The following is a 20,088-nucleotide window of genomic DNA, read 5'->3' on the forward strand; positions in this document are numbered from 1 at the left end:
AAAAATAATGAATTTTAGCAAGATTATTTGTCTTTTCATCTTCTTTTTTGGGGCCAGTGTTTTCGGACAGAGGGATTCTGTCATCGTAAAGCCTCTGAGCCAGTATCCTCCCGAGCTTCTGAAGATAGATGAATCTGGTAACAGATATTATTATGATGAAAGACAGAAGATGAGAGTGTATGAGATCAACGGGGAACCCGTAATGGTGTTGGACGAGCTGGTTCTTATTAATAAACCCCGGTTTAATAATCAGTTAGATAAAAATTACTATTACTTTCTCAATAAAAAACTGTACAGGGTATATCCTTTGTTTGTAACAGCCCTTCAGCAGTACAGGGATATCCAGAAAGACATGACGGATATGGACACCAAGGCAAAAAGAAAGTTTATCAAAGACCGTCAGAATATGCTCGCCGACCAGTATGAAAAACAGTTGAGAGACCTGACCACAACAGAAGGACAGGTTTTCGCAAAACTGATGAACAGGGCCACCGGAAAAAATGTCTATGAGATTATCCGGGAGTTAAGAGGAGGCTGGAGTGCCTTTTGGTGGAATGTAAAGGGTAAAATGGCAGATATCGATTTAAAAGACCCATATGATCCGCATAAAAACCGGACTGATGAGTTTCTGGAATCACTTTTACAGTCCAATTGGAATTCAGGGTATTTGGTGCCGTACCCGGGAGCCAATCAGTTTAAGGTTATGAAATAATAAAGTATTCGTTATAAAAAAATTCCTGTAAGAAATGATCTTACAGGAATTTTTCTTTCAGTTTGTCAAATGCAATCTGATCGATGGGTAAAGGAAAAGGATTATCGGGTCTGTTGATATCGATCCATTCTGTTTTTTCAATACATGGATCAAGAATTAAGAAATCCTCTTCATTCGTAATGTTGACTAAGTAATAGATGGTAAGCAGCTGTTCATTTTCCCTGAATCTCGAAACGAGAAAATTTTCCTGGGTATATAAATGTTCAACGATTTCTATTTTTACGTTAAGTTCTTCATCGAATTCACGGTGTAAACAGTCTGTTACTCCTTCGCCGAACTCTAATCCGCCTCCCGGAAATTTCATCAGCGCTTCCCCGGCATACTCCTCAAATAATGTTAAAACTTTTTTGTCTTTTACTGCACAAGCATAAACTCTGATGTTGATCTTATCAATCATTGTATAATATTTTGTAAAGCTAATGTAAGAAATTGTTGGAAGTTATCAGGCATGTATGTCAGGTTAATTCTACCTATTATATATTTACCACTCACCACTTATGACTCACCACTCATCACTCATCACTTATAACTCATCACTCTTCAAAGCGTTAATCATTTCTCTCTTTCCCGGCGGACCCTGCTTCTTTTCTACTGTAAAACTGAGCTCCTTAAGGATTCTTCTTACGCTTCCTTTTGACGAATAGGTTGTTAATAATCCATTAACTGCCATTTTGTCGGAGACCATTTCAAACAGTGGTTTTTCCCAAAGGTCAGGTTGTACCCGTGCCCCGAAGCAGTCATAATACACAAGATTTATTTTAGGTAATGCGATGTCTTTCAGGTCGAAAAAGTCACATTCTATCTTTGTTAAGTTAAATCCACTAACGATTTCAACTGGCTTTTCCCATTCTGCCAGATGAATTTTTTGATAAATATTTTTGAATTCGGGGCTGTCAAAATGCTCAAAATATGCCAAATCGTTAATTTCGGATTCATTTATCGGATATTTTTCAAGAGAAAAATAGTTGATGACATGATTTTTGTCAGTTTTTAAATATTCATTAATTGTTACCAAAACATTCAAACCTGTTCCAAAACCGAGTTCTAAAATATTAATTTCGTAATCATTTATTAAATTAAGTCCATTTTTGATAAACACGTGTTCGGCTTCCTGAAGTGCTCCGTGATGAGAATGGTAGTTTTCATTCAAATCATTGATAAACAATGTTTTGCTTCCGTCATTGGTGGTCTTAATTTCTCTTTTCATGCTATTTTTTTACAAATTTACTCTAAAATTTTTATATTTAGAAAATTATGTTAAATTTGTAGAACATCATAAAAAATTTTAGAAATGATAATTCAAAAAACTGAAAACTCCAGAATTTCTACATTCGACCCAAACAATTTTTCATTCGGAAATACTTTTATCGATCATATGGTGATCTGTGAGTATGAGAATGGAAAGTGGGGTGATGTGAAATTAGTTCCTTACGGTCCGTTGCCTTTTACCCCGGCTATGATGGGTGTAAATTACGGACAAGCTTGTTTTGAGGGTATGAAAGCCTATAAAGACAAAGACGGGCAGGTTTTCCTTTTCAGGCCTGAAAAGAATTTTGAACGTATCAATAAATCTGCGAAGCGCCTTGCGATGCCTGAGGTTACTGAAGAAATGTTCCTGGACGGATTAAAAGCCCTGGTTGATCTGGACAGAGAATGGATTCCCCAGGGAGAAGGAATGTCTTTATATATCAGACCGCTTATTTTCGCTACTGAGGAGGCACTGAAAGCAAGAGTTTCAGAAAAATATATGTTTGCGATCGTGGCAACACCGGCAAAAAGCTATTATACAGAGCCGGTTTCCGTAAAGATCTCCGATCACTATTCAAGAGCGGCAAACGGTGGGGTAGGCTCGGCTAAAGCGGCAGGAAACTATGCGGCTTCTTTTTATCCGACTCAGCTCGCTATTGAAGAAGGATATGACCAGATTATCTGGACCGATGATGCTACTCATGAGTATTTCGAAGAAAGTGGAACGATGAATGTTTTTGTTAGAATTAACGATACTATCTATACGCCGCCTACTTCTGAAAAGATTTTGGATGGGGTAACCAGAGACAGCTTTATTCAGTTGGCCAAGAAAAGAGGAATTGAGGTGAAAGTAGAGCCGATTCCTGTAAAAACAGTAGTGGAGGCTCAGAAAAACGGGACCCTGAAAGAAGTTTGGGGAGTTGGAACCGCAGTGGTAACTACCGTTTTCCAGGCATTAGGGTACAACAATGAAAAGCTGGAATTGCCTAAACTTTCTGATGAGGAAAGCTATGCGGTACTTCTTAAAAACGACCTGGTCGGTTTACAGACTAATCATGCTGAAGATTCTTTCGGGTGGAGAGTATTGGTAGATCATGTTTTGGAAACAGTTTAATTTTAAACATACAATACTATAAGGCCGGGAAGTTTTTCCGGCCTTTTTTAGATAGAGGTTACCACAGGTAGTCGTTTAAGTAATCCGGATGGAAATCTGAGGTCGCTGGAAAAGATTATTAAATTATTTTGTAAGACTTCGGCGGGCAAAGCCCGCCGAAGTCTTACAATCAGTGATGCAGAAAACGCAAACTTCCAGTATAAATTTACATTTCAGCAGATCTTGCGGTATATCTGATAATACGGCGAGTCATTAATTTTATCTTCTGAGGGTAAAAGGGGAGATGTTGAATTTTTTAAATCAATAAATCCTTCAAGTTTTGTAATTGATTCCTGAAATGCGTATTTTCGCAGATGTTTATGAAAAAAATACTCTTCATATCAGTACTGGGCTTATTGAGCTGTAACAGGAATACACCGCAGGCACATCCTCCCGTAGGCGGTGTACTGAGTCAGGGTGATCTTAGTGTTTCCCGTGAGCGGATGAAAAATCTTAATGCTCAGGAAAGAAGTCATATTCAGGACTGGATCAATGGGCAGGCTGTGAAATTTTTTCCCACTCAGCTTAACTATTGGGTGAATGCAGAAGGTTTCGACAGAAGGGATAGAAGACAGGATAATACCCTGATCTCCTATTCTTACGATCTGTATGATTTTGATCAGACGAAGATCTATGATCAGCCTTTTGAAAGAAGAGATGCCAAATTCGGACACTTTGATGAATTAAAAGCTGTAGAAAATGCTTTGCGTTTTATGCATGATGGTGAGGAAGTTACACTTTTAGTTCCATCTTCTCTGGCCTACGGAACTTATGGCGATGAGAAGAAAATTGATAACGATATTCCTCTGATCATAAAATTAAAAGCTTTAAAATAAATGAAATTGTTTAACAAAAATATAATTCTGGCAGCGGCAAGTATCTCGCTGATGAGTTGTACACCAATTTATAAAAAAATGAACGTAGACAAAGAAACTTACGAAGGTCTTCATGATGGACTTTATGCTAATCTTCAAACGACTAAAGGAAATTTAATCGTAAAGTTCGAAGATAAAAAAGCACCGGTAACTGTGGCTAATTTTATTGGCCTTGCAGAAGGAAAAATAGATAACAAAGCTAAAGCAAAGGGAGTTCCTTTTTATGACGGAACCATCTTCCACAGAGTGATTAAAGATTTCATGATCCAGGGGGGAGATCCTAAAGGAACAGGAGCCGGAGATCCCGGTTATAAATTCGAAGACGAGAGAAACGACCTTCACCATACAGGAAAAGGAATCCTTTCTATGGCCAACTCGGGACCTAATACCAATGGGTCTCAGTTTTTCATCACGGAAGTGGCTACACCGTGGTTAGACGGAAAGCACACGATCTTCGGGAAAGTGGTAAAAGGAGATGATGTGATCGATGCGATCGCTAATGTAGACAAAGGAGCACAGGATAAGCCTAAAACAGATATCGTTTTAGAGAAAGTATCTGTTTTCAGCAAAGGAGAAGAGTATAAAAACTATGATCCTGCCAAAACCTTTACTGAAGGAAAAGCTAAAATCGCAGAAAATAATAAAGCATTTCTTGCAAAAGAACAAGCTGAAAAAAAGAAGAAAGAAGAAGAATTCAACGCAAACCAGTTGAAGATGGTTGAAGATCTGAAAGCCGGAATGCAGAAAACGGAGTCAGGGCTTTATTATAAAATTACAAAAACAACAGACGGAAAAGCGCCTAAAGCTGGTGATAACGTATCGGTACATTACGCAGGTAAGCTGATCGACGGAACCAAATTTGATTCATCATTCGACAGGAATGAACCTATCGAAATTCCAATCGGAATGGGGAGAGTTATCAAAGGTTGGGACGAAGGAATCCTTTTACTGAAAGAAGGTGAAGCGGCTACATTACTTATCCCGCCGGCAATGGCTTATGGAGAAAGAGGCGCAGGAGGTGTTATTCCGCCAAATGCATGGTTGGTATTCGATGTTGAGCTTGTGAAAGTACAATAATTGTATTTCTATAAAATCTTTAAAAGCTATCCGAAAGGATGGCTTTTACTGTTACTATTACGTATGACGATTTTACCAACCCACCGACAGATATAATAAAAACCAGGTGTTCCTTAAGGTAGGTTTAAAAAAATGTGTTGAGAAATTTAATCTAAGCTAAATTATGAAAACCCGATTATTTATATTCTTATTTCTGCTATTTTCTATGCTGTCTTTTGCTCAGACTAACGTAAATACTGATAACGTGCAAATCAAAAAATCACTGATGTACTTTATTAACAGTATTAAAGCGAAGAAGTTTGATCAGGCAGTTACTTGTGTTTACCCAAAATACTTCAATACTGTTTCAAGAGAGCAGATGAAACAGATGCTGGAAATAACATACAGTAATCCGTTCATAAAAGTTGATATATAAAATTTAAAGTTTGGAAATATCGAAAACCCGGAACAGATCAATGGAGAATACTTTTCCATTACTGATTATTCAGCTCAATTAACATGTGATCTCAGTTCCATGAATGAAGCTATGAAAAAGAAGATTCGTAATGCGTTAATATCTAAATATGGTCAGAATAACGTGAAATATATTGCAAAAAACTCCTATTTCGTCATGGCTAATATGAAAGCCTGTGCTGTTTCCAAAGACAGAAAATACTGGAAATTTATGATTCTTGAAAAGCAATATAAACCGCAATTAAAAAATGTATTGCCACAGAAAATTCTGAATAAATTTTAGAAGGTTAAATATGTTAGCTTTGATTTCATAATGCTCTGTGATGTTTCCGGATAGAATCTTGGAATAATATAAATCAAGAGTAAGTATTAAATCTCAAACATTACCTGAGAACTGAATATCCAAATGTACAAAATAAAGTTCCGCCTCAACAAAGTAAGGCGGAACTTCTATTTAAATCTAATTATAATATTATGAGTGTCTCTTGACTCTTTTTCTGATATCAGAATGGTAGCTGTTTCCGGTCAGCGAGCTGATAAATACCAGGCTGAAACCTACATAAGCTACTAAAGCAATCGTATAGATGATCAGATTGCTGAAACTGATTTTTGTCAGAGACACCAATGCTGAAAATAAAGCAAATCCGATGAGTAACATCATACTCAAAACGCGCATTTTTGTAGAATCTTCCTGATTCTTAAATAATAATCCCATTATATTCTTCTTCATAATTAATTTTTTACAGTTGTTATACTTCTCTTTTTTTTCTTCCTTTCAAAAGAATGATTTCGGAAGATTGGTTTTCTTCCAAAACATGTGACTGCAGTACATCATGGCAAAAGAATTATCTTTTACTCGGGCTAAGGTTCATGACGTATTGTGGTAATTCCTACTAAACGGTATGGCGTTTGATAAAAATCACAGTCAATATACATTTCTAATTGTTTGAATTGCTGAAATTTTAAAGTGTTGACCATAGGTCTTATTCAGCACTTTGGAGTCTTTGCAGATCCAATTAGAATTCATCTAAATTTATGTTCTTGAGAATTATGGTAGCGAATTTTATGCCAAAACGCTATTTTTTGTGATTAATAATTAAATACTTTGGTTTGTTGATGACTTTTTTAAAGATTGCTTTCAGTAAAAAAATAAGTACTGTCGGAATTTAATAATATGTCAGGTATCGACAAGCCTGATAGAAAAGGGCTTTTGAGATATTCAATAATGGAAATATCACTATGAAACAGAATTTTTACCTTTGAGAAAAAAGAGATCACTTTTAAATTAATAAATAGACTTTACAAAATGCAGAAAAAGGATTTGGAAATAGCGATCAACCAGTCATTATCAGATTTACTGAGATTAACGGGGAAATTCTGTGATAATAAAATTTTACCCCATTATAAATTTATACTTTCTGACTTTCAATATAATAAAGGATTAAATTTTCATGAATTGCGAAAGTTTAAAAACAAAAATAATAAAACAAAAATACCGCAGGATTTAACATCGATTATTAATTTTCTTCATAAGGAATCTGCAGATCTTTAAGATGTCACGCTGTATGTCTTTTACGCCGGAAAAAAGGAGACCATTATTGAAGTGGAATACTTCCGAAAATCAAGTTTCGATATCGGTTACTATGATAAAATAAAAGATACTTCACCGTCGTTTCACTCTAAAGTCGCATTCCCGATCTATTCTAAAAGCGAAGGGGATAAATTTGATGTCAATTGGCAACACGGAGGCCTTATTCATTTCCGGAAATCTTTTATATTTAATCTCAAAAAGAGGAAAGTCAGAAATCCCTTCCAAAAAAAATACCGCCCATAAAGGCGGCATGTAATATAATTTACCAGTTTTTATCAATCATATAAATCATTTGGGTCATGGCGACCGCGCCGAGTAACAATTCCCTGCGGTTCACTTTTTCAAAAGTATCCTCTTCGGTGTGGTGAATGTCAAAATATCGCTGAGACTCCGGGACCAGCTCCGCTGTAGGAACACCCATATCACGCAGTGGATAAATATCCGTTCCGGAATAGGTTCTTTCAAAATTATAAACTCCATAAGGCAAAAACAGGTTTGTCCAGCCTTTGATCTGATTCCGTTTTTCATCATCCATCTCCAGAGAAATACCTCTTGGGGCAAATCCACCGGCATCAGATTCCAATGCAAACAGATGCTTTTCATTATTTGCCTTAGCTGTTTTTCCGTACTGGACACCGCCTTTAACTCCGTTTTCTTCATTGGCAAAACACACTACTCTTATGGTGTGGTTATTCTGAATTCCCAGTTTCTTAAACGTTCTTAACACTTCAATGCTCTGAACAATTCCGGCACCGTCATCATGAGCACCTTCCCCTACATCCCAGGAATCTAAGTGTCCGCCGACAACGATCACGCTTTTGTCTTTTTTTCCGGTGATTTCACCGATCACCGAGTGAGAGCGTTTCTCGCCTCTCATTCCGCAATTGGAATTCAGTTTTGCCGAGACTTTCTGTGATTGTAAAAGTTTTTCCAGTTCATCAGCCGTTGTATTTCCAATCGCGACAGCCGGAATTTTATTTTCATTTTCATAACGCATGCCTCCGGTGTGGGGAACGTCATCAAAAGCAGAAGAAAGCGAGCGGATTACCGCAAATTTACCGCCTTTTTTAGCTGTTAATGAAGCGGCATTTACCCTGTATTTTGCTGCATCACCATATCCTCTGAATGTTTCTACGAAAGACTGACTGAAAGGGTAGTTGAAGAAGACGATTTTCCCTTTTACCTGTTCGGGAGAAAGCTTTTCGTATTCTTCCATAGATTTCACCATAATAATTTCTCCGGACACATCTTTCCCCTGGGTTCCTTCAGAATTTCCCAATGAGAGCATTTTTAAACGCTTCCATTTTCCGTTGGAAGTCTGAATCTGCAGAGATTCCTTTCCCCTTTCCCATACGGGAATCATTACCTCCTGAAGCCACACTTTATCTGCTCCGGCATCGCGAAGTTTCTGTTCGGCCCATCGTACCGATTTCTCATAGGCTTCAGATCCGCTCAGACGGTGCCCGATATTTTTTGTTAAGTCTCTTAATTCGGTATATCCTTTTCCATTATTTAAAATTTCAACGGATATTTTACTGAACTGTACCGAATCTTCTTTGGCCTGCCCGAAAACAGTCATGCCCAGAAGTAACAGTGATGTTTCTAGTATCTTTTTCATTTTACCAATTTTTATCGATCATAAAAATCATTTGTGTCATCGCTGTTGCTCCCAGCAGCAATTCTCTTTTATTTACTTTATCGAAAGTATCTTCTGTGGAATGATGATAGTCGAAATATCTTTGGGTATCCACTACCATTTCAGCCAGTGGAATATCCAGTTTTTTAAGAGGTGAGATGTCCTGGATGGCATAGGTCTGATCAAAATCGTACACGCCGTAAGGAAGGAAGTAATTTTTCCATTCGAAGATCTGCTTCCTTCTCTGAGGAGCCATGTCCAGAGAAAATCCCCGCGGAGAATACCCTCCGGAGTCAGTTCCCAATGCAAAGACGTGCTTTTCATCCCTTTTTTTAACATAGGCGGCGTACGTTTCGCGGCCCTGTCCGCCGTTTTCACTGTTGGCGTATAAAACAACCCGGATGGTATGGTTATTAGCGTACTGCAGCGCTTTAAGTGTTCTCAAAACTTCAATGCACTGTACAACTCCCGAACCATCATCGTGGGCGCCTTCCGCGAAATCCCAGGAATCCAGCTGAGCTCCTAAAACAATGACCTTAGCATCTTTTTTTCCGGGAATTTCCGCAATGATGTTATGATTAATGGCTTCCCCTTTTGATTCAGCGGCCATATTCAGTTTAGCTGTTACTTTTTGCCTTTTAAGTAATTTTTCAAGTTCATCTGCAGATCTCACACCAATGGTTACAGATGGGATTTTTACCTTGTCATCAGGCTCATAATAGACCATTTTTGCATGCGGGGTATCATCCAGGGCAGTAGTGAGTGATCTGATAATTAAGGCTTTTGCTCCGGTTTTTGCAATGACGGAAGAGGAAATCAACTTCGATTTCGCCGCCTGTAGATAGGAGTCCACTGTGCTGATTACTTTAGGGTCTATCGGTAAATTAACAAATACGATTTTATCTTTTAGCTGCCCTAGGGATAAAGCATTGAGTTCAGAAGTCGTATTAATTAAAACAATTTCACCAACGAGGTCTTTTCCTCCCGTACCTTCAGAATTTCCGAAGGATAGCATCTTTATATTTTTCCAGTCTCCATTGGCTGCTCTGATCTGAAGAGATTCCTTACCTCTTATCCAGACAGGAACCCGTACATCCTGTCTCCAGATCATCTCAATCCCGGCATCTTTGAATTTTTTTTCTGCCCATTCCGTTGCTTTGGTATAACCGGACGTAGCACTGAAACGAGGTCCGATTCCTTTGGTGAGCTCCCCGAGATTATCATATGCGGTTCCGTTGGTAAATATTTCGTCAGAAATTTTTTTAAATTCATCGTGATAGGTGAATTTTACGGTAGTGTTTTTTTTAACAGGTTTTTTAACAGGTTTTTTCTGAGAAAACAAAATTCCACCCAGAAAGAGTGGAATTATTATGAAGACTTTTTTCATTTCTTATTGACCTTTCTTTTCCGCCGATAAAAGTAGCAAAAAATACTGATTTTTAAGGTTTCATATCATACATAAGTAGGGCAGTAACCAATTTAGGCTCGATGAAGGTACACTTTGGAGGCATACTTAATTTCAGGTCTGAAATTTTAATCATATCATTAAAACTTACAGGATAGATCCCGAATCCTACTTTGCCTTCTCCGTTATCTATTTTTTCTTTTAAAAGATTGATTCCTTCCAGATTGGAAGTTCCCTTTACGTATGAAATCTGGTCGGAACTGTCCGGATCCTGGATTTTCAGAATATCTTTAAATACATATTTATCCAGAAGATGATGATCCAGATTGTCAAGTGACATCTCCTTAGAACGAAGATCGTGTTTCACGTGAAGAGAGTAGAACTTCCCTTCCAGGTACATCGAAATGTGAAATTTCTGTGATGGATAATAGGCTGTTTCTTCTTTCTCGTGAATTAAGAAATAGTTTTCGAGCTGTTTCAGGAATTCTTCCTTTGAAAGACCGTTCAGATCACTTACGATCCTGTTGTAATCATGAATTTTAATCGACTGGTTAGAAACAATAAAGCTGTATACGAAATTATAGTGTTCTGTGCCGTTATGCCTTTTATTTTTATCTTTCTGATGTTTTGCGTGAAGAGCTGTCGATCCGATTCTGTGATGTCCGTCTGCAATATAAAAAGATTCGATCTGATCGATCACTTCCTTAAACTGCTGAAGCTTCAGACGGTTATCGATTCTCCAGATTTTATGCCGGATTCCCTTCGTATCGACATGGTTGAAAATAGGAACATTTTTTTCCTCATGATTCATCAGCAGCTCAATCTTGGAATTGGCAGGATACGTCAGTAAAACGGGCTCTGCCTGAAGATTTACTTTGTCGAGATAGTGAGCCAGTTTTTCTTTTCTCTGAGGAATCGTACTTTCATGCCTTTTGATCTTTCCGTTCCAGAAGTCTTCAATACTGGCCAGACCGAGCAGGCCTCTGAAAACTTGTTTATTAGGATAGATCTGCTCATAAAGATAGTATGAAGAGTTGTCCTGTACGAGTTTATTTTCGTTGACCAGTTCTTCGAAGGTAGATCGTATTTTTCTTAAGTTTCTGTCAACATCTTTAGACTTACTTACAACATAAGGTTTGATCATGTTGATATAAGTGTTTTCCACTTGAGCTTTTTCCGCTATTTCTTCCTGCGTAAAATTATCCAGAGGGTGAGTAGGGAAAGTGCTCTCATAATCTTTATGAGGTCTTATTCCACGGAAAGGTTTAAAAACAGGCATATTTTATTGTATAGTTTCTTTTTGTAGCTTAATAATTTGTTCTGCTAATTCAACACCGATCTTTTCCTGTGCGTCTACCGTATTTCCTCCGATATGCGGAGAAAGGGAGAGGGCAGGATTCATGAGTAAGGGCAGTTCCGGATTCGGTTCGTTTTCGAAAACATCCAGCGCCGCTCCTGCAATTTTTCCTGACTCTATAAAATCGATCAGGGCCACTTCATTGATCACGCCGCCTCTTGCCGTATTGACAATATAGACTCCGTCTTTCATTTTTTCAAACTGGGGCGTGTCTATGATATATTCATTTGTTTTTGGCGTATTGATGCTGATGAAATCGGTATCTTTTAAAAATTCATCTGTATCATTGGTTGAAGTGACTTCAAAGTTGACGGACTGCCCGTCAAAGAAATGTAAAGTCAAAACTTCCGTTCTGGGTTTTCTTGTTAAAACTTTTACGTTCATTCCTAAAGAAATTCCCATTTTAACGACTTCCTGGCCAATACTTCCAAAACCAATAACTCCCAATATTTTTCCTGAAAGTTCAAACGCATTGTTGAACGATTTTTTCATCGCATTAAAATGCGTTTCGCCTTCCAGCGGCATCAGCCTGTTGGACTCATGAAGAAATCTTGCCAGAGAAAAGAAGTGTCCGAAAACCAATTCTGCTACCGATCTGGAAGATGCGGTGGGCGTATTGATCACATATTTTCCTTTTTCAATCGCATACTCAACATCGATATTATCCATTCCGATGCCGCCTCTGCCGATAATCTTCAGTCCCGGGCATTCATCGATAAGATTCTGCCTTACTTTCGTTGCACTTCTTACCAGAAGAACATCTACGTTATTATCGTTGATGAAACTGATCACATGGTCCTGTGCCACTCTGTTGTTCAGCACTTCAATTCCTGCATCCTTCAATGCCTGTTCTCCTGCTTTCGAAATACCGTCGTTAGCTAAAACTTTCATGGTTTTTTATTTAATCTGAATATTGAGTGAATGAATGATTTCAAATCATTTGAACAACTGTGCAAATTAAGAAAATTTACAATAACACTCAATAATATTTAATAGATTGATTTTTAAATAATTAAATAGACTTCATTACCTCTACCAAAACCTGTACACTTTCGATCGGTAAAGCATTATACAGACTTGCCCTGTAGCCTCCCAGACTTCTGTGACCGTTCAGTCCGCTGATTCCTGCAGCTTTCCAGGCATTGTCGAAGACTTCTTTTTTACTGTCGTCAGTAATTCTGAAAGAAACATTCATCAATGAGCGGTCCTCTTTCGCACAGAATGTTTCAAAAAGCGGGTTGCGGTCGATCTCATCGTATAGTAGTTTTGCTTTTGCTTCATTTCTTGCTTCGGCAGCCGCAATCCCTCCATTGTTTTCCAGATTCTGTAAAGTCAGTAAAGACGCGTAAACTGGGAAAACAGGTGGGGTATTATACATGGATTCTTTAGCAATATGCTGAGTGTAATCCAGAATAGAGAACATATTTTCTCTTCCTGTCTTACCCAAAATTTCTTTTTTGACCACTACTAAGGTTACCCCGGCAGGACCCATATTTTTCTGAGCTCCGGCGTATATTAAATCGAATTTTGAAAAATCAAGCTGTCTTGAAAAAATATCAGAACTCATATCACAAACCATCAGGGTATCCACTTCAGGGAAAGATTTCATCTGAGTTCCGTAGATGGTATTGTTTGAAGTACAGTGGAAATAATCATATTCTGAACCCACAGTATAATTTTTAGGGATAGAAGTGTAGTTTTCTTCTTTTGAAGAGCCTACGACATCTACTGTTCCTACTTTTTTTGCTTCTTTAACAGCACCTGCGGCCCAGGTTCCGGTATCCAGGTAGGCTGCCTTTCCACCCACTTTCATCAGATTGTACGGAACCATCGCAAACTGCAGGCTGGCTCCACCTCCCAAATACAAAACTTCGTAATCATCTCCAAGATTCATCAGCCTTTTTACAATCGCGCGAGCCTCATCCATCACCGCTACAAAATCTTTACTTCTGTGGGAAATTTCAAGAAGAGAAAGCCCGATTCCGTTGAAATCTAAAATTGCCTGAGCAGACTTTTCGAATACTTCCTGAGGTAAGATACATGGTCCTGCGCTAAAGTTGTGCTTTTTACTCATATTATTTATTTTTGGGTTTCTTTTAAAAATTTGAGCCGTTACAGCTTCATTCTTAGATTTTTATTTAATTTTTGGATAGGGTATATAAAAAACCGTCTCATAATGAATGAGACGGCAGTTTTTATTCTCCGTGTAAGAACGCTTTTTTATTAAGCAGTGCTTCTTCAGATTCTACATGATCTTCATCCGGAACACAGCAGTCGACAGGGCATACTGCGGCACATTGCGGCTCTTCGTGGAAGCCTTTACATTCTGTACATTTATCTGTTACAATAAAATAAACATCATCACTTACAGGCTCCTGTGGGGCATCTGCATCCACTGTAAGACCGGATGGTAATGTTACCGTACCTGAAAGTTCGGTACCTTCGGAAGCTTTCCAATCTACTGCTCCTTCATAGATGGCATTATTTGGACACTCCGGTTCACAGGCCCCGCAATTAATGCATTCATCAGTTATTTTAATAGCCATCGCTAATTTTTTTTAAATTTGCACAAAATTACAAAATATTCCCCAATTTTGCAGTAATTATGAACATTGAAAATAAAGTTTTAGGACTAACGAAACTAAGCGGGTATATAAAGGCATATTTAGCAAAAAATCCGGAAGATAGCCAACAAAGTGATTCTGACTTTGATCTTTTACTGGAAAAGTCAAAAATAGAAAACCAGTGGTTTGCCATTGAAAACCAGAAATTTGCTTTACAGCAGTGGGCAGATTTACTCACTCCCGAAAATATATATGATTGGATTAAAGAATATCCGATCTCAAAAATTTCCAAAAGGGTAGGACTCGATCCTTGCCGGAAATATACCCTTGGTAGGATTTCATGATGTAATTTCAGTCGTGCTGAGCAATCATATTCCCGTGATCAAATTATCATCAAAAGACCGGTATATCATTCCGTTCTTATTGAAAAAATGGAATGAGTTTTCCGGAGTGCAGGTAGAATTTGAATTTGTGGAAAGATTGGAAAACTTCGATGCGGTAATAGCAACGGGAAGTAATAATACCGCGAGATATTTAGAATATTATTTCAAAAATCATCTGAGCATAATCCGTAAAAACAGAACTTCGGTGGCTGTTTTAAAAGGCGATGAAACAGAAGAGGAACTGAAACTTTTGGCAAATGATATTTTCCGGTATTTCGGCTTGGGCTGCAGAAATGTGACCCGTTTATTTATTCCTCAGGATTTTCTGATCGACAGACTGTTTGAAAGCTTTATTGATTTTCAGGATGTGATCCACCACCATAAATATGCGAATAACTACGATTACAACCGGGCGGTTTATCTTTTGAATCAGGAAAAGTTCTGGGACAATAATTTTGTGATGCTGAAAGAAGATGATAAACTTTTCAGCCCGCTGTCAGTAATCAACTTTAGCAGGTATTCTTCTCTGGATGAAGTGAAAAATTTTATCACGGAAAATGAGGAGCATATTCAGTGTGTCGTTGCTAAAGATGGCCTTGATCTTGATTCTGTTGCATTTGGAGACGCGCAGAACCCGGGATTGGATACCTACGCAGATAATGTAGATACTATGAAATTTCTGTCCGTAATATAATTCTTCGTAACTTACAGCCAACAATCACTAATCTCATATGAAAAAGGTATTTTTTACGCTGGCTTTTCTGGCGTTCCAGTTTGGTTTTTCTCAGAATTCCGGCACCATAAAAGTTACGGAAAGCAAAAAAATTGAATTAACCGGTGAGTTAAGTAACGATAAAATAGATTTTTACAACCAGTCGTTTGTGAAGTTTGTAAATGCCCTGAAAATTTCGGATAAACAGGCTATTAATATTTTAATCTCGGATAAAGTGAAAGATATTGTAGATGATCAGATGATTCAGAAGCTGTCCGGAGGAATAAGTTTCGACAGAAAAACAGCAGTGTACAAGTCGGGTAATCAGCAGTTGCTGGACAAGCAAACGTATCCTGCGATTCAGTATAAATATTCCGACGATCTGTCAGATCCTCCTAAGGATATTATTACTGTAATATTTGAAAATGACGGCAAGATTCTTGGGGTAAAACCGGAATACAGCAAATAATTTCAGATAATGATCCGTAACGAATATTAACGGTATATTATATTAACAAAATAATTTAAATAAAAATAACTATGATGACAGATGTTTTAGTCGCCCATGCCAAAGATGTGGAAAAGGCTGAATTTTACAAAAAGACTTATGTACACGTAGCTCTGGCTATACTTGCGTTTATCGGGGTTGAAGCTGTTTTGCTGAATACCGTTCCTGCTGAGCTGATTGCAGCCATGTTTGCCCAGAGATATGTCTGGTTACTGATCATCGGGGTGTTTTGGCTGGCTTCGGTTTTGGCTACAAAATGGTCGCTTTCCCAAAGCAAATCGACTCAGTATTTCGGACTTGGATTTTATATTCTGCTGGAAGCGATTATCTTTCTTCCGCTGATTTACATTGCTATGGCATATTCGGGAGGACAGGTGATTTTTCAGGCAGCCACTTTAACGGTTGCTATGTTTGCAGGAATTTCTGCAGTGGCTTTCACTTCCAAGAGGGATTTTTCTTTTTTAAGAAATATAATTGTTATCGGCGGATTTATTTCAATCGGACTTATTGTTGCCGGAATGATCTTCGGTTTCAATCTTGGGTTGTGGTTCTCGGTAGGAATGGTAATTCTGGCTTCTGCCACGATTCTCTATCAGACCAGCAAGCTTAAAGATTCTTATGCGACCAACCAGTATGTAGGAGCTTCCTTACAGTTGTTTGCCTCTATTATGCTTTTATTCTGGTATATTTTGAGCATTTTAATGAGCAGAAGAAGCTAATTTAAAAGTATAGATGATGAGTTTTTCTGAATAATATTAAAATTCATTTTTATAAACCCAAAAAATCCTGATGTAGATCATCGGGATTTTTTTATGGTAAAAGCTGATCTCTTACCTGTTTTATTTATCAATAGATCCTAAAACCTTTTGAGCAAATGAATTTAAAGCATCTTTTTCGCTCATACCGTTCTGTACGTTGGCGTGCACTTCCAATGCTCCGCAGATATTGGTAATCAACTCTCCGGCAACATTTAAATCTTCTTCGCTCGTTCCTCTGAACTCACTGAAGCTTTCTAAAACCTCCAGGGTTTTTTCAAGGTTTTCAGGAGTCTGGCTTTGATAAAACTGTCTGATTACGGGTAACTTCATTACAATTCGTTAAATAAATTAATTAAACTTTCTGCCTGGTTAGACTGAACCTGATTGACCAATTCACCGTTTTTAAAGATGGCGAAAGTAGGAAGGTTGTCCACTTTGGCTAATTTTCTGCTCTCCGGCAATTTTTCAGCATCTACATAAAGGAAAGGAATGCTTTCGTTTTCAGAAGCTAATTTTTTGAATTTAGGCTTCATGATTCTGCAGTTTCCGCACCATGTAGCACCGTATTGCACAACTACTTTTTCATTATCTTTTACGATATTCTGTAAGGTATCTTCTGTTAATTCTGTATACATAAGTTAAATTTGAAAAATTTAACAATGTAGCAATCTTATAATTTACCATTCTAACAATCAAAAAGCTTTTAAAATTGTTACATGGTTACATTGCTACATTGTTATATTAAAAATTATGATATTAATTTTTAGCTAAATATTCAGCGGTAGAGTTTCTGTCTGCTTTCATTGCATCTTTTCCTTCTTCCCAGTTGGCAGGACAAACTTCTCCGTGCTTCTGAACGTGCGTATAAGCGTCGATTAATCTTAAATATTCTTTTACGTTTCTACCCAAAGGCATATCGTTTACAGACTCGTGGAAAATTTTTCCGGTTTCGTCAATAAGGTAAGTTGCTCTGTAGGTAACATTAGAACCTGTGAACACTTCTTCACCTTCTTCGTTATACTCGAAGTCCTGATCTACAATTCCTAAAATATTAGCCAGTTGTCTGTGTGTATCGGCTAAAAGCGGATAAGTAACGCCTTCGATACCTCCGTTATCTTTGGACACATTCAGCCAGGCAAAATGTACCTCATTAGTATCACAAGATGCACCAATAACTTTAGTGTTTCTTTTTTCGAATTCACCAAGAGCCTCCTGAAAAGCATGAAGCTCAGTAGGACATACGAAAGTGAAATCTTTCGGATACCAGAATAAGATCACTTTCTGTTGGTTGGCTGTCGCTTCTTCAAAAACATTAATTCTTAAATCGTCACCCATTTCAGACATTGCGTCTACTGTTACATTTGGGAATTTTTTTCCTACTAAAGACATAATTTTCTTGTTTTATATTTAAATTTTCTTGTGCAAAGATAGACATATACAGTCTATTAGTCAAGTCTGTTTTGATAAATAAAATCTATAATAGTTTTTGATTAAAAATTAGAACAGATATCGTTAAAATGATGTATTTCATTAATTTAATTTAAAAAAGATTTATATCATCTTTAATTTCTTTATTAGCAAAAACAATGTTCAATAAGCTTAACCTCTTAATTTTATTTGGCGTTTTCCAGCAATTCTTTTATTCTTCTCATTGCCTCTTTTAATTCTTCTTCTGAAGCAGCATAAGAAAACCGTATACATTCCGGGCTTCCGAAAGAAACGCCTCCCACACATCCCACGTGTGCATGTTCCAGAATGAACATGGCAAAATCATCAGCGTTTTCGATTACCGTACCGTTAATTGTTTTACCCAGATAATAAGAAATATCGGGGAAGAAATAGAATGCAGCTTTAGGCAGCACCACTTTAAAGCCAGGGATTTCTTTCATCAAATCATACACCAGATCTCTTCTTTTCCGGAAAGCATCAATCATGTATCTGTACTCAGCAGGATCGGTCTGCAGAGCAGTAATGGAGGCTCTTTGTGCCACTGTATTTGCTCCGCTGGTCATCTGTCCCTGAATCTTCTCACAAGCTTTTGCCAGCCATTGCGGACAGGCAGAATATCCGATTCTCCATCCTGTCATGGCAAATGCCTTCGACATCCCGTTGATTACAGCGGTCTGTTCGTACACTTCAGGAAACTGAGCAATAGAAGTGGTTTTTGTTTCGTAATTGATATACTCATAGATCTCATCAGAGATAATGGTTACATGAGGGTATCTGGCAACGACTGCGGCTATTGATTTTAATTCATCATAGGTATAATATCCGCCCGAAGGATTGCACGGAGAGCTGAAAAGAATGGCTTTTGTTTTATCAGTAATGGCTTCTTCCAGCTGCTCGGCAGTTACTTTAAAATCAGTAACGTATGAAGTGGAAAGGATAACGGAGTTTCCGCCCATCATTTTCACCATTTCATCGTAGCTGACCCAATATGGAGCCGGAAGCAAAACCTCGTCTCCATCGTTAAGGATGGCGGCAAGGACATTGATAATGGCTTGTTTGGCACCATTGGAGACACAGATCTGCGTTGGTTTATAGTCTAAATTATTATCTCTTTTTAATTTATTGGCGATGGCTTCCCGAAGTTCCAAAAACCCCGGTACAGGAGAGTAGTGGCTGTAGTTCTGATGAATGGCATCAAAAGCTGCCTGCTTGATATTGTCCGGAACATCGAAATCAGGTTCTCCAAGTGTTAAACTGATGACGTCTGTTCCTTCGGCTCTCATTTCTCTGACTTTGTTAGACATTACAAAGGTTTGTGAGAAGCCCAATCTTTTTACTCTATCCGATAGTTTGTCCATATAGTATTTTTGTATAAGAAACAAATATATAAAAAAACCTTTCTTCGTGAAATTTTTTAGAATGCAAGATCCTTGTCAGTCAAAAATTGAATACCTCTGAAATAAAGCTTATTTTTGCAGATTATAATAATTCACATGTCTACAACGTTACTATTAAAATACTTTCCTGATCTTACAGAAAGACAGATCGGGCAGTTTGCGAAGCTGGAGCATCTTTACCATGAATGGAACGAAAAAATAAACGTTATTTCCAGAAAAGATATGGAGTCTCTCTATGAAAAACATGTTTTACACTCTCTGGGCATTGCAAAAGTAATGGAATTTGCCCCGGGAACCAAAGTTCTGGATATCGGCACCGGTGGCGGTTTTCCCGGAATTCCGCTGGCTATTTTATTCCCCGAGTCAGAATTTACTTTAATAGATTCGATCGGAAAAAAAATAACCGTAGTAAATGCTGTTGCAGAAGGAGTGGGCTTAACCAACCTGACGGCCATCCACGGAAGGGCTGAAAAACTGAAGGAAAAATTTCATTTTATTGTAAGCAGAGCAGTAACACAGATGCCGGAATTTCTGAGATGGCTGAAAGGAAAATTTGAAAAAGAACAATTTAATTCCAAGCATAACGGAATCCTATACCTGAAAGGAGGGGATCTCGCCGAGGAACTTGCCGGGCTTAAATGTGAGATTTACAGTCTTAAGAATTATTTTGATGAAGAATTCTTCGATACCAAAAAAGTGGTTTATGTATCGAAGGGTAATTTCAGTTCCTGATTTTCAAATGATTGAGGA

22 protein-coding genes and 1 pseudogene are annotated in these 20,088 nt (G+C 37.8%); 10 read left to right on the plus strand and 13 right to left on the minus strand.

The window, feature by feature from the left end; genetic code table 11:
* Positions 1-7: 7 nt before the first annotated feature.
* On the plus strand, positions 8-712 hold the full coding sequence (locus ODZ84_RS00770; RefSeq protein WP_266175100.1) for a DUF4294 domain-containing protein: 705 nt from the start codon (positions 8-10) through the stop codon (positions 710-712).
* Positions 713-752: 40 nt separating this feature from the next.
* On the opposite strand, the gene ODZ84_RS00775 is transcribed toward ODZ84_RS00770, so the two are convergent.
* The gene (locus tag ODZ84_RS00775; RefSeq protein ID WP_266175101.1) at positions 753-1,169 is read right to left on the minus strand and encodes an NUDIX domain-containing protein; all 417 of its coding nucleotides are present in this window, start codon (positions 1,167-1,169) and stop codon (positions 753-755) included.
* Between the two features lie 126 nt (positions 1,170-1,295).
* Positions 1,296-1,979 carry a tRNA (5-methylaminomethyl-2-thiouridine)(34)-methyltransferase MnmD gene (gene mnmD / locus ODZ84_RS00780; RefSeq protein ID WP_266175103.1) on the minus strand — a complete coding sequence of 228 codons (684 nt, stop codon included), beginning with the start codon at positions 1,977-1,979 and terminating at the stop codon, positions 1,296-1,298.
* 84 nt (positions 1,980-2,063) lie between these two features.
* Between mnmD and ODZ84_RS00785 the strand changes: the two genes are divergently transcribed.
* The 4 genes from ODZ84_RS00785 (at position 2,064) to ODZ84_RS00800 (ending at position 5,861) form a co-directional block, all read left to right on the plus strand.
* On the plus strand, positions 2,064-3,134 hold the full coding sequence (locus ODZ84_RS00785; protein WP_266175104.1) for a branched-chain amino acid aminotransferase: 1,071 nt from the start codon (positions 2,064-2,066) through the stop codon (positions 3,132-3,134).
* Between the two features lie 359 nt (positions 3,135-3,493).
* Positions 3,494-4,009: an FKBP-type peptidyl-prolyl cis-trans isomerase gene (locus ODZ84_RS00790; RefSeq protein ID WP_266175105.1), complete on the plus strand. Its 516-nt coding sequence runs from the start codon at positions 3,494-3,496 to the stop codon at positions 4,007-4,009.
* 78 nt (positions 4,010-4,087) lie between these two features.
* Positions 4,088-5,125 carry a peptidylprolyl isomerase gene (locus ODZ84_RS00795; RefSeq protein WP_266177435.1) on the plus strand — a complete coding sequence of 346 codons (1,038 nt, stop codon included), beginning with the start codon at positions 4,088-4,090 and terminating at the stop codon, positions 5,123-5,125.
* A gap of 526 nt (positions 5,126-5,651) precedes the next feature.
* A complete protein-coding gene (locus tag ODZ84_RS00800; protein ID WP_266175106.1) occupies positions 5,652-5,861 on the plus strand; it encodes a hypothetical protein in 210 nt (69 codons plus the stop codon).
* 189 nt (positions 5,862-6,050) lie between these two features.
* Here ODZ84_RS00800 and ODZ84_RS00805 read toward each other — a convergent pair whose 3' ends face one another.
* Entirely contained in the window at positions 6,051-6,308 is a 258-nt protein-coding gene (locus ODZ84_RS00805; RefSeq protein ID WP_266175107.1) for a hypothetical protein, read from the minus strand.
* Between the two features lie 576 nt (positions 6,309-6,884).
* Between ODZ84_RS00805 and ODZ84_RS00810 the strand changes: the two genes are divergently transcribed.
* Positions 6,885-7,130, plus strand: a complete 246-nt coding sequence (locus ODZ84_RS00810) for a hypothetical protein (RefSeq protein WP_266175109.1) — start codon at positions 6,885-6,887, stop codon at positions 7,128-7,130.
* A gap of 301 nt (positions 7,131-7,431) precedes the next feature.
* On the opposite strand, the gene ODZ84_RS00815 is transcribed toward ODZ84_RS00810, so the two are convergent.
* The 6 genes from ODZ84_RS00815 to ODZ84_RS00840 form a co-directional block, all read right to left on the minus strand.
* Complete coding sequence (locus ODZ84_RS00815; RefSeq protein WP_266175110.1) at positions 7,432-8,787, minus strand: M20/M25/M40 family metallo-hydrolase; 1,356 nt, start codon at positions 8,785-8,787, stop codon at positions 7,432-7,434.
* A gap of 1 nt (position 8,788) precedes the next feature.
* Positions 8,789-10,192, minus strand: a complete 1,404-nt coding sequence (locus ODZ84_RS00820) for a M28 family peptidase (RefSeq protein WP_266175112.1) — start codon at positions 10,190-10,192, stop codon at positions 8,789-8,791.
* A 52-nt stretch (positions 10,193-10,244) separates the two neighbouring features.
* Positions 10,245-11,489, minus strand: a complete 1,245-nt coding sequence (locus ODZ84_RS00825) for a DUF1015 domain-containing protein (protein ID WP_266175114.1) — start codon at positions 11,487-11,489, stop codon at positions 10,245-10,247.
* A gap of 3 nt (positions 11,490-11,492) precedes the next feature.
* On the minus strand, positions 11,493-12,458 hold the full coding sequence (locus ODZ84_RS00830) for a D-2-hydroxyacid dehydrogenase (protein WP_266175116.1): 966 nt from the start codon (positions 12,456-12,458) through the stop codon (positions 11,493-11,495).
* A gap of 121 nt (positions 12,459-12,579) precedes the next feature.
* Positions 12,580-13,641, minus strand: a complete 1,062-nt coding sequence (gene serC, locus ODZ84_RS00835) for a 3-phosphoserine/phosphohydroxythreonine transaminase (protein ID WP_266175117.1) — start codon at positions 13,639-13,641, stop codon at positions 12,580-12,582.
* A 121-nt stretch (positions 13,642-13,762) separates the two neighbouring features.
* The gene (locus ODZ84_RS00840; protein WP_048510542.1) at positions 13,763-14,113 is read right to left on the minus strand and encodes a 4Fe-4S binding protein; all 351 of its coding nucleotides are present in this window, start codon (positions 14,111-14,113) and stop codon (positions 13,763-13,765) included.
* Positions 14,114-14,172: 59 nt separating this feature from the next.
* Between ODZ84_RS00840 and ODZ84_RS00845 the strand changes: the two are divergent.
* The 3 genes and pseudogenes from ODZ84_RS00845 (at position 14,173) to ODZ84_RS00855 (ending at position 16,453) form a co-directional block, all read left to right on the plus strand.
* Positions 14,173-15,208: pseudogene (locus tag ODZ84_RS00845) on the plus strand (acyl-CoA reductase).
* 37 nt (positions 15,209-15,245) lie between these two features.
* Positions 15,246-15,695, plus strand: coding sequence for a peptidylprolyl isomerase (locus ODZ84_RS00850; protein WP_266175119.1), 450 nt, complete (start codon positions 15,246-15,248; stop codon positions 15,693-15,695).
* A 71-nt stretch (positions 15,696-15,766) separates the two neighbouring features.
* Complete coding sequence (locus ODZ84_RS00855; RefSeq protein WP_266175121.1) at positions 15,767-16,453, plus strand: Bax inhibitor-1/YccA family protein; 687 nt, start codon at positions 15,767-15,769, stop codon at positions 16,451-16,453.
* Between the two features lie 120 nt (positions 16,454-16,573).
* Here ODZ84_RS00855 and ODZ84_RS00860 read toward each other — a convergent pair whose 3' ends face one another.
* The 4 genes from ODZ84_RS00860 to ODZ84_RS00875 all read right to left on the minus strand — a co-directional run bounded on the left by ODZ84_RS00860 (position 16,574) and on the right by ODZ84_RS00875 (position 19,299).
* Complete coding sequence (locus tag ODZ84_RS00860) at positions 16,574-16,822, minus strand: DUF6952 family protein (protein ID WP_266175122.1); 249 nt, start codon at positions 16,820-16,822, stop codon at positions 16,574-16,576.
* Positions 16,822-17,127, minus strand: coding sequence for a thioredoxin family protein (locus ODZ84_RS00865; protein WP_266175123.1), 306 nt, complete (start codon positions 17,125-17,127; stop codon positions 16,822-16,824). Before ODZ84_RS00865 ends, ODZ84_RS00860 begins: the two co-directional genes overlap by 1 nt.
* Before the next feature lie 121 nt (positions 17,128-17,248).
* Positions 17,249-17,881, minus strand: a complete 633-nt coding sequence (locus tag ODZ84_RS00870) for a peroxiredoxin (protein ID WP_266175124.1) — start codon at positions 17,879-17,881, stop codon at positions 17,249-17,251.
* Positions 17,882-18,105: 224 nt separating this feature from the next.
* A complete protein-coding gene (locus ODZ84_RS00875) occupies positions 18,106-19,299 on the minus strand; it encodes a pyridoxal phosphate-dependent aminotransferase (protein ID WP_266175125.1) in 1,194 nt (397 codons plus the stop codon).
* 135 nt (positions 19,300-19,434) lie between these two features.
* Between ODZ84_RS00875 and rsmG the strand changes: the two genes are divergently transcribed.
* Positions 19,435-20,070: a 16S rRNA (guanine(527)-N(7))-methyltransferase RsmG gene (gene rsmG / locus ODZ84_RS00880; RefSeq protein WP_266175126.1), complete on the plus strand. Its 636-nt coding sequence runs from the start codon at positions 19,435-19,437 to the stop codon at positions 20,068-20,070.
* Positions 20,071-20,088: the final 18 nt, after the last annotated feature.

The organism is Chryseobacterium fluminis (assembly GCF_026314945.1).
In the GTDB taxonomy this organism is placed as follows: Bacteria; Bacteroidota; Bacteroidia; order Flavobacteriales; family Weeksellaceae; genus Chryseobacterium; species Chryseobacterium fluminis.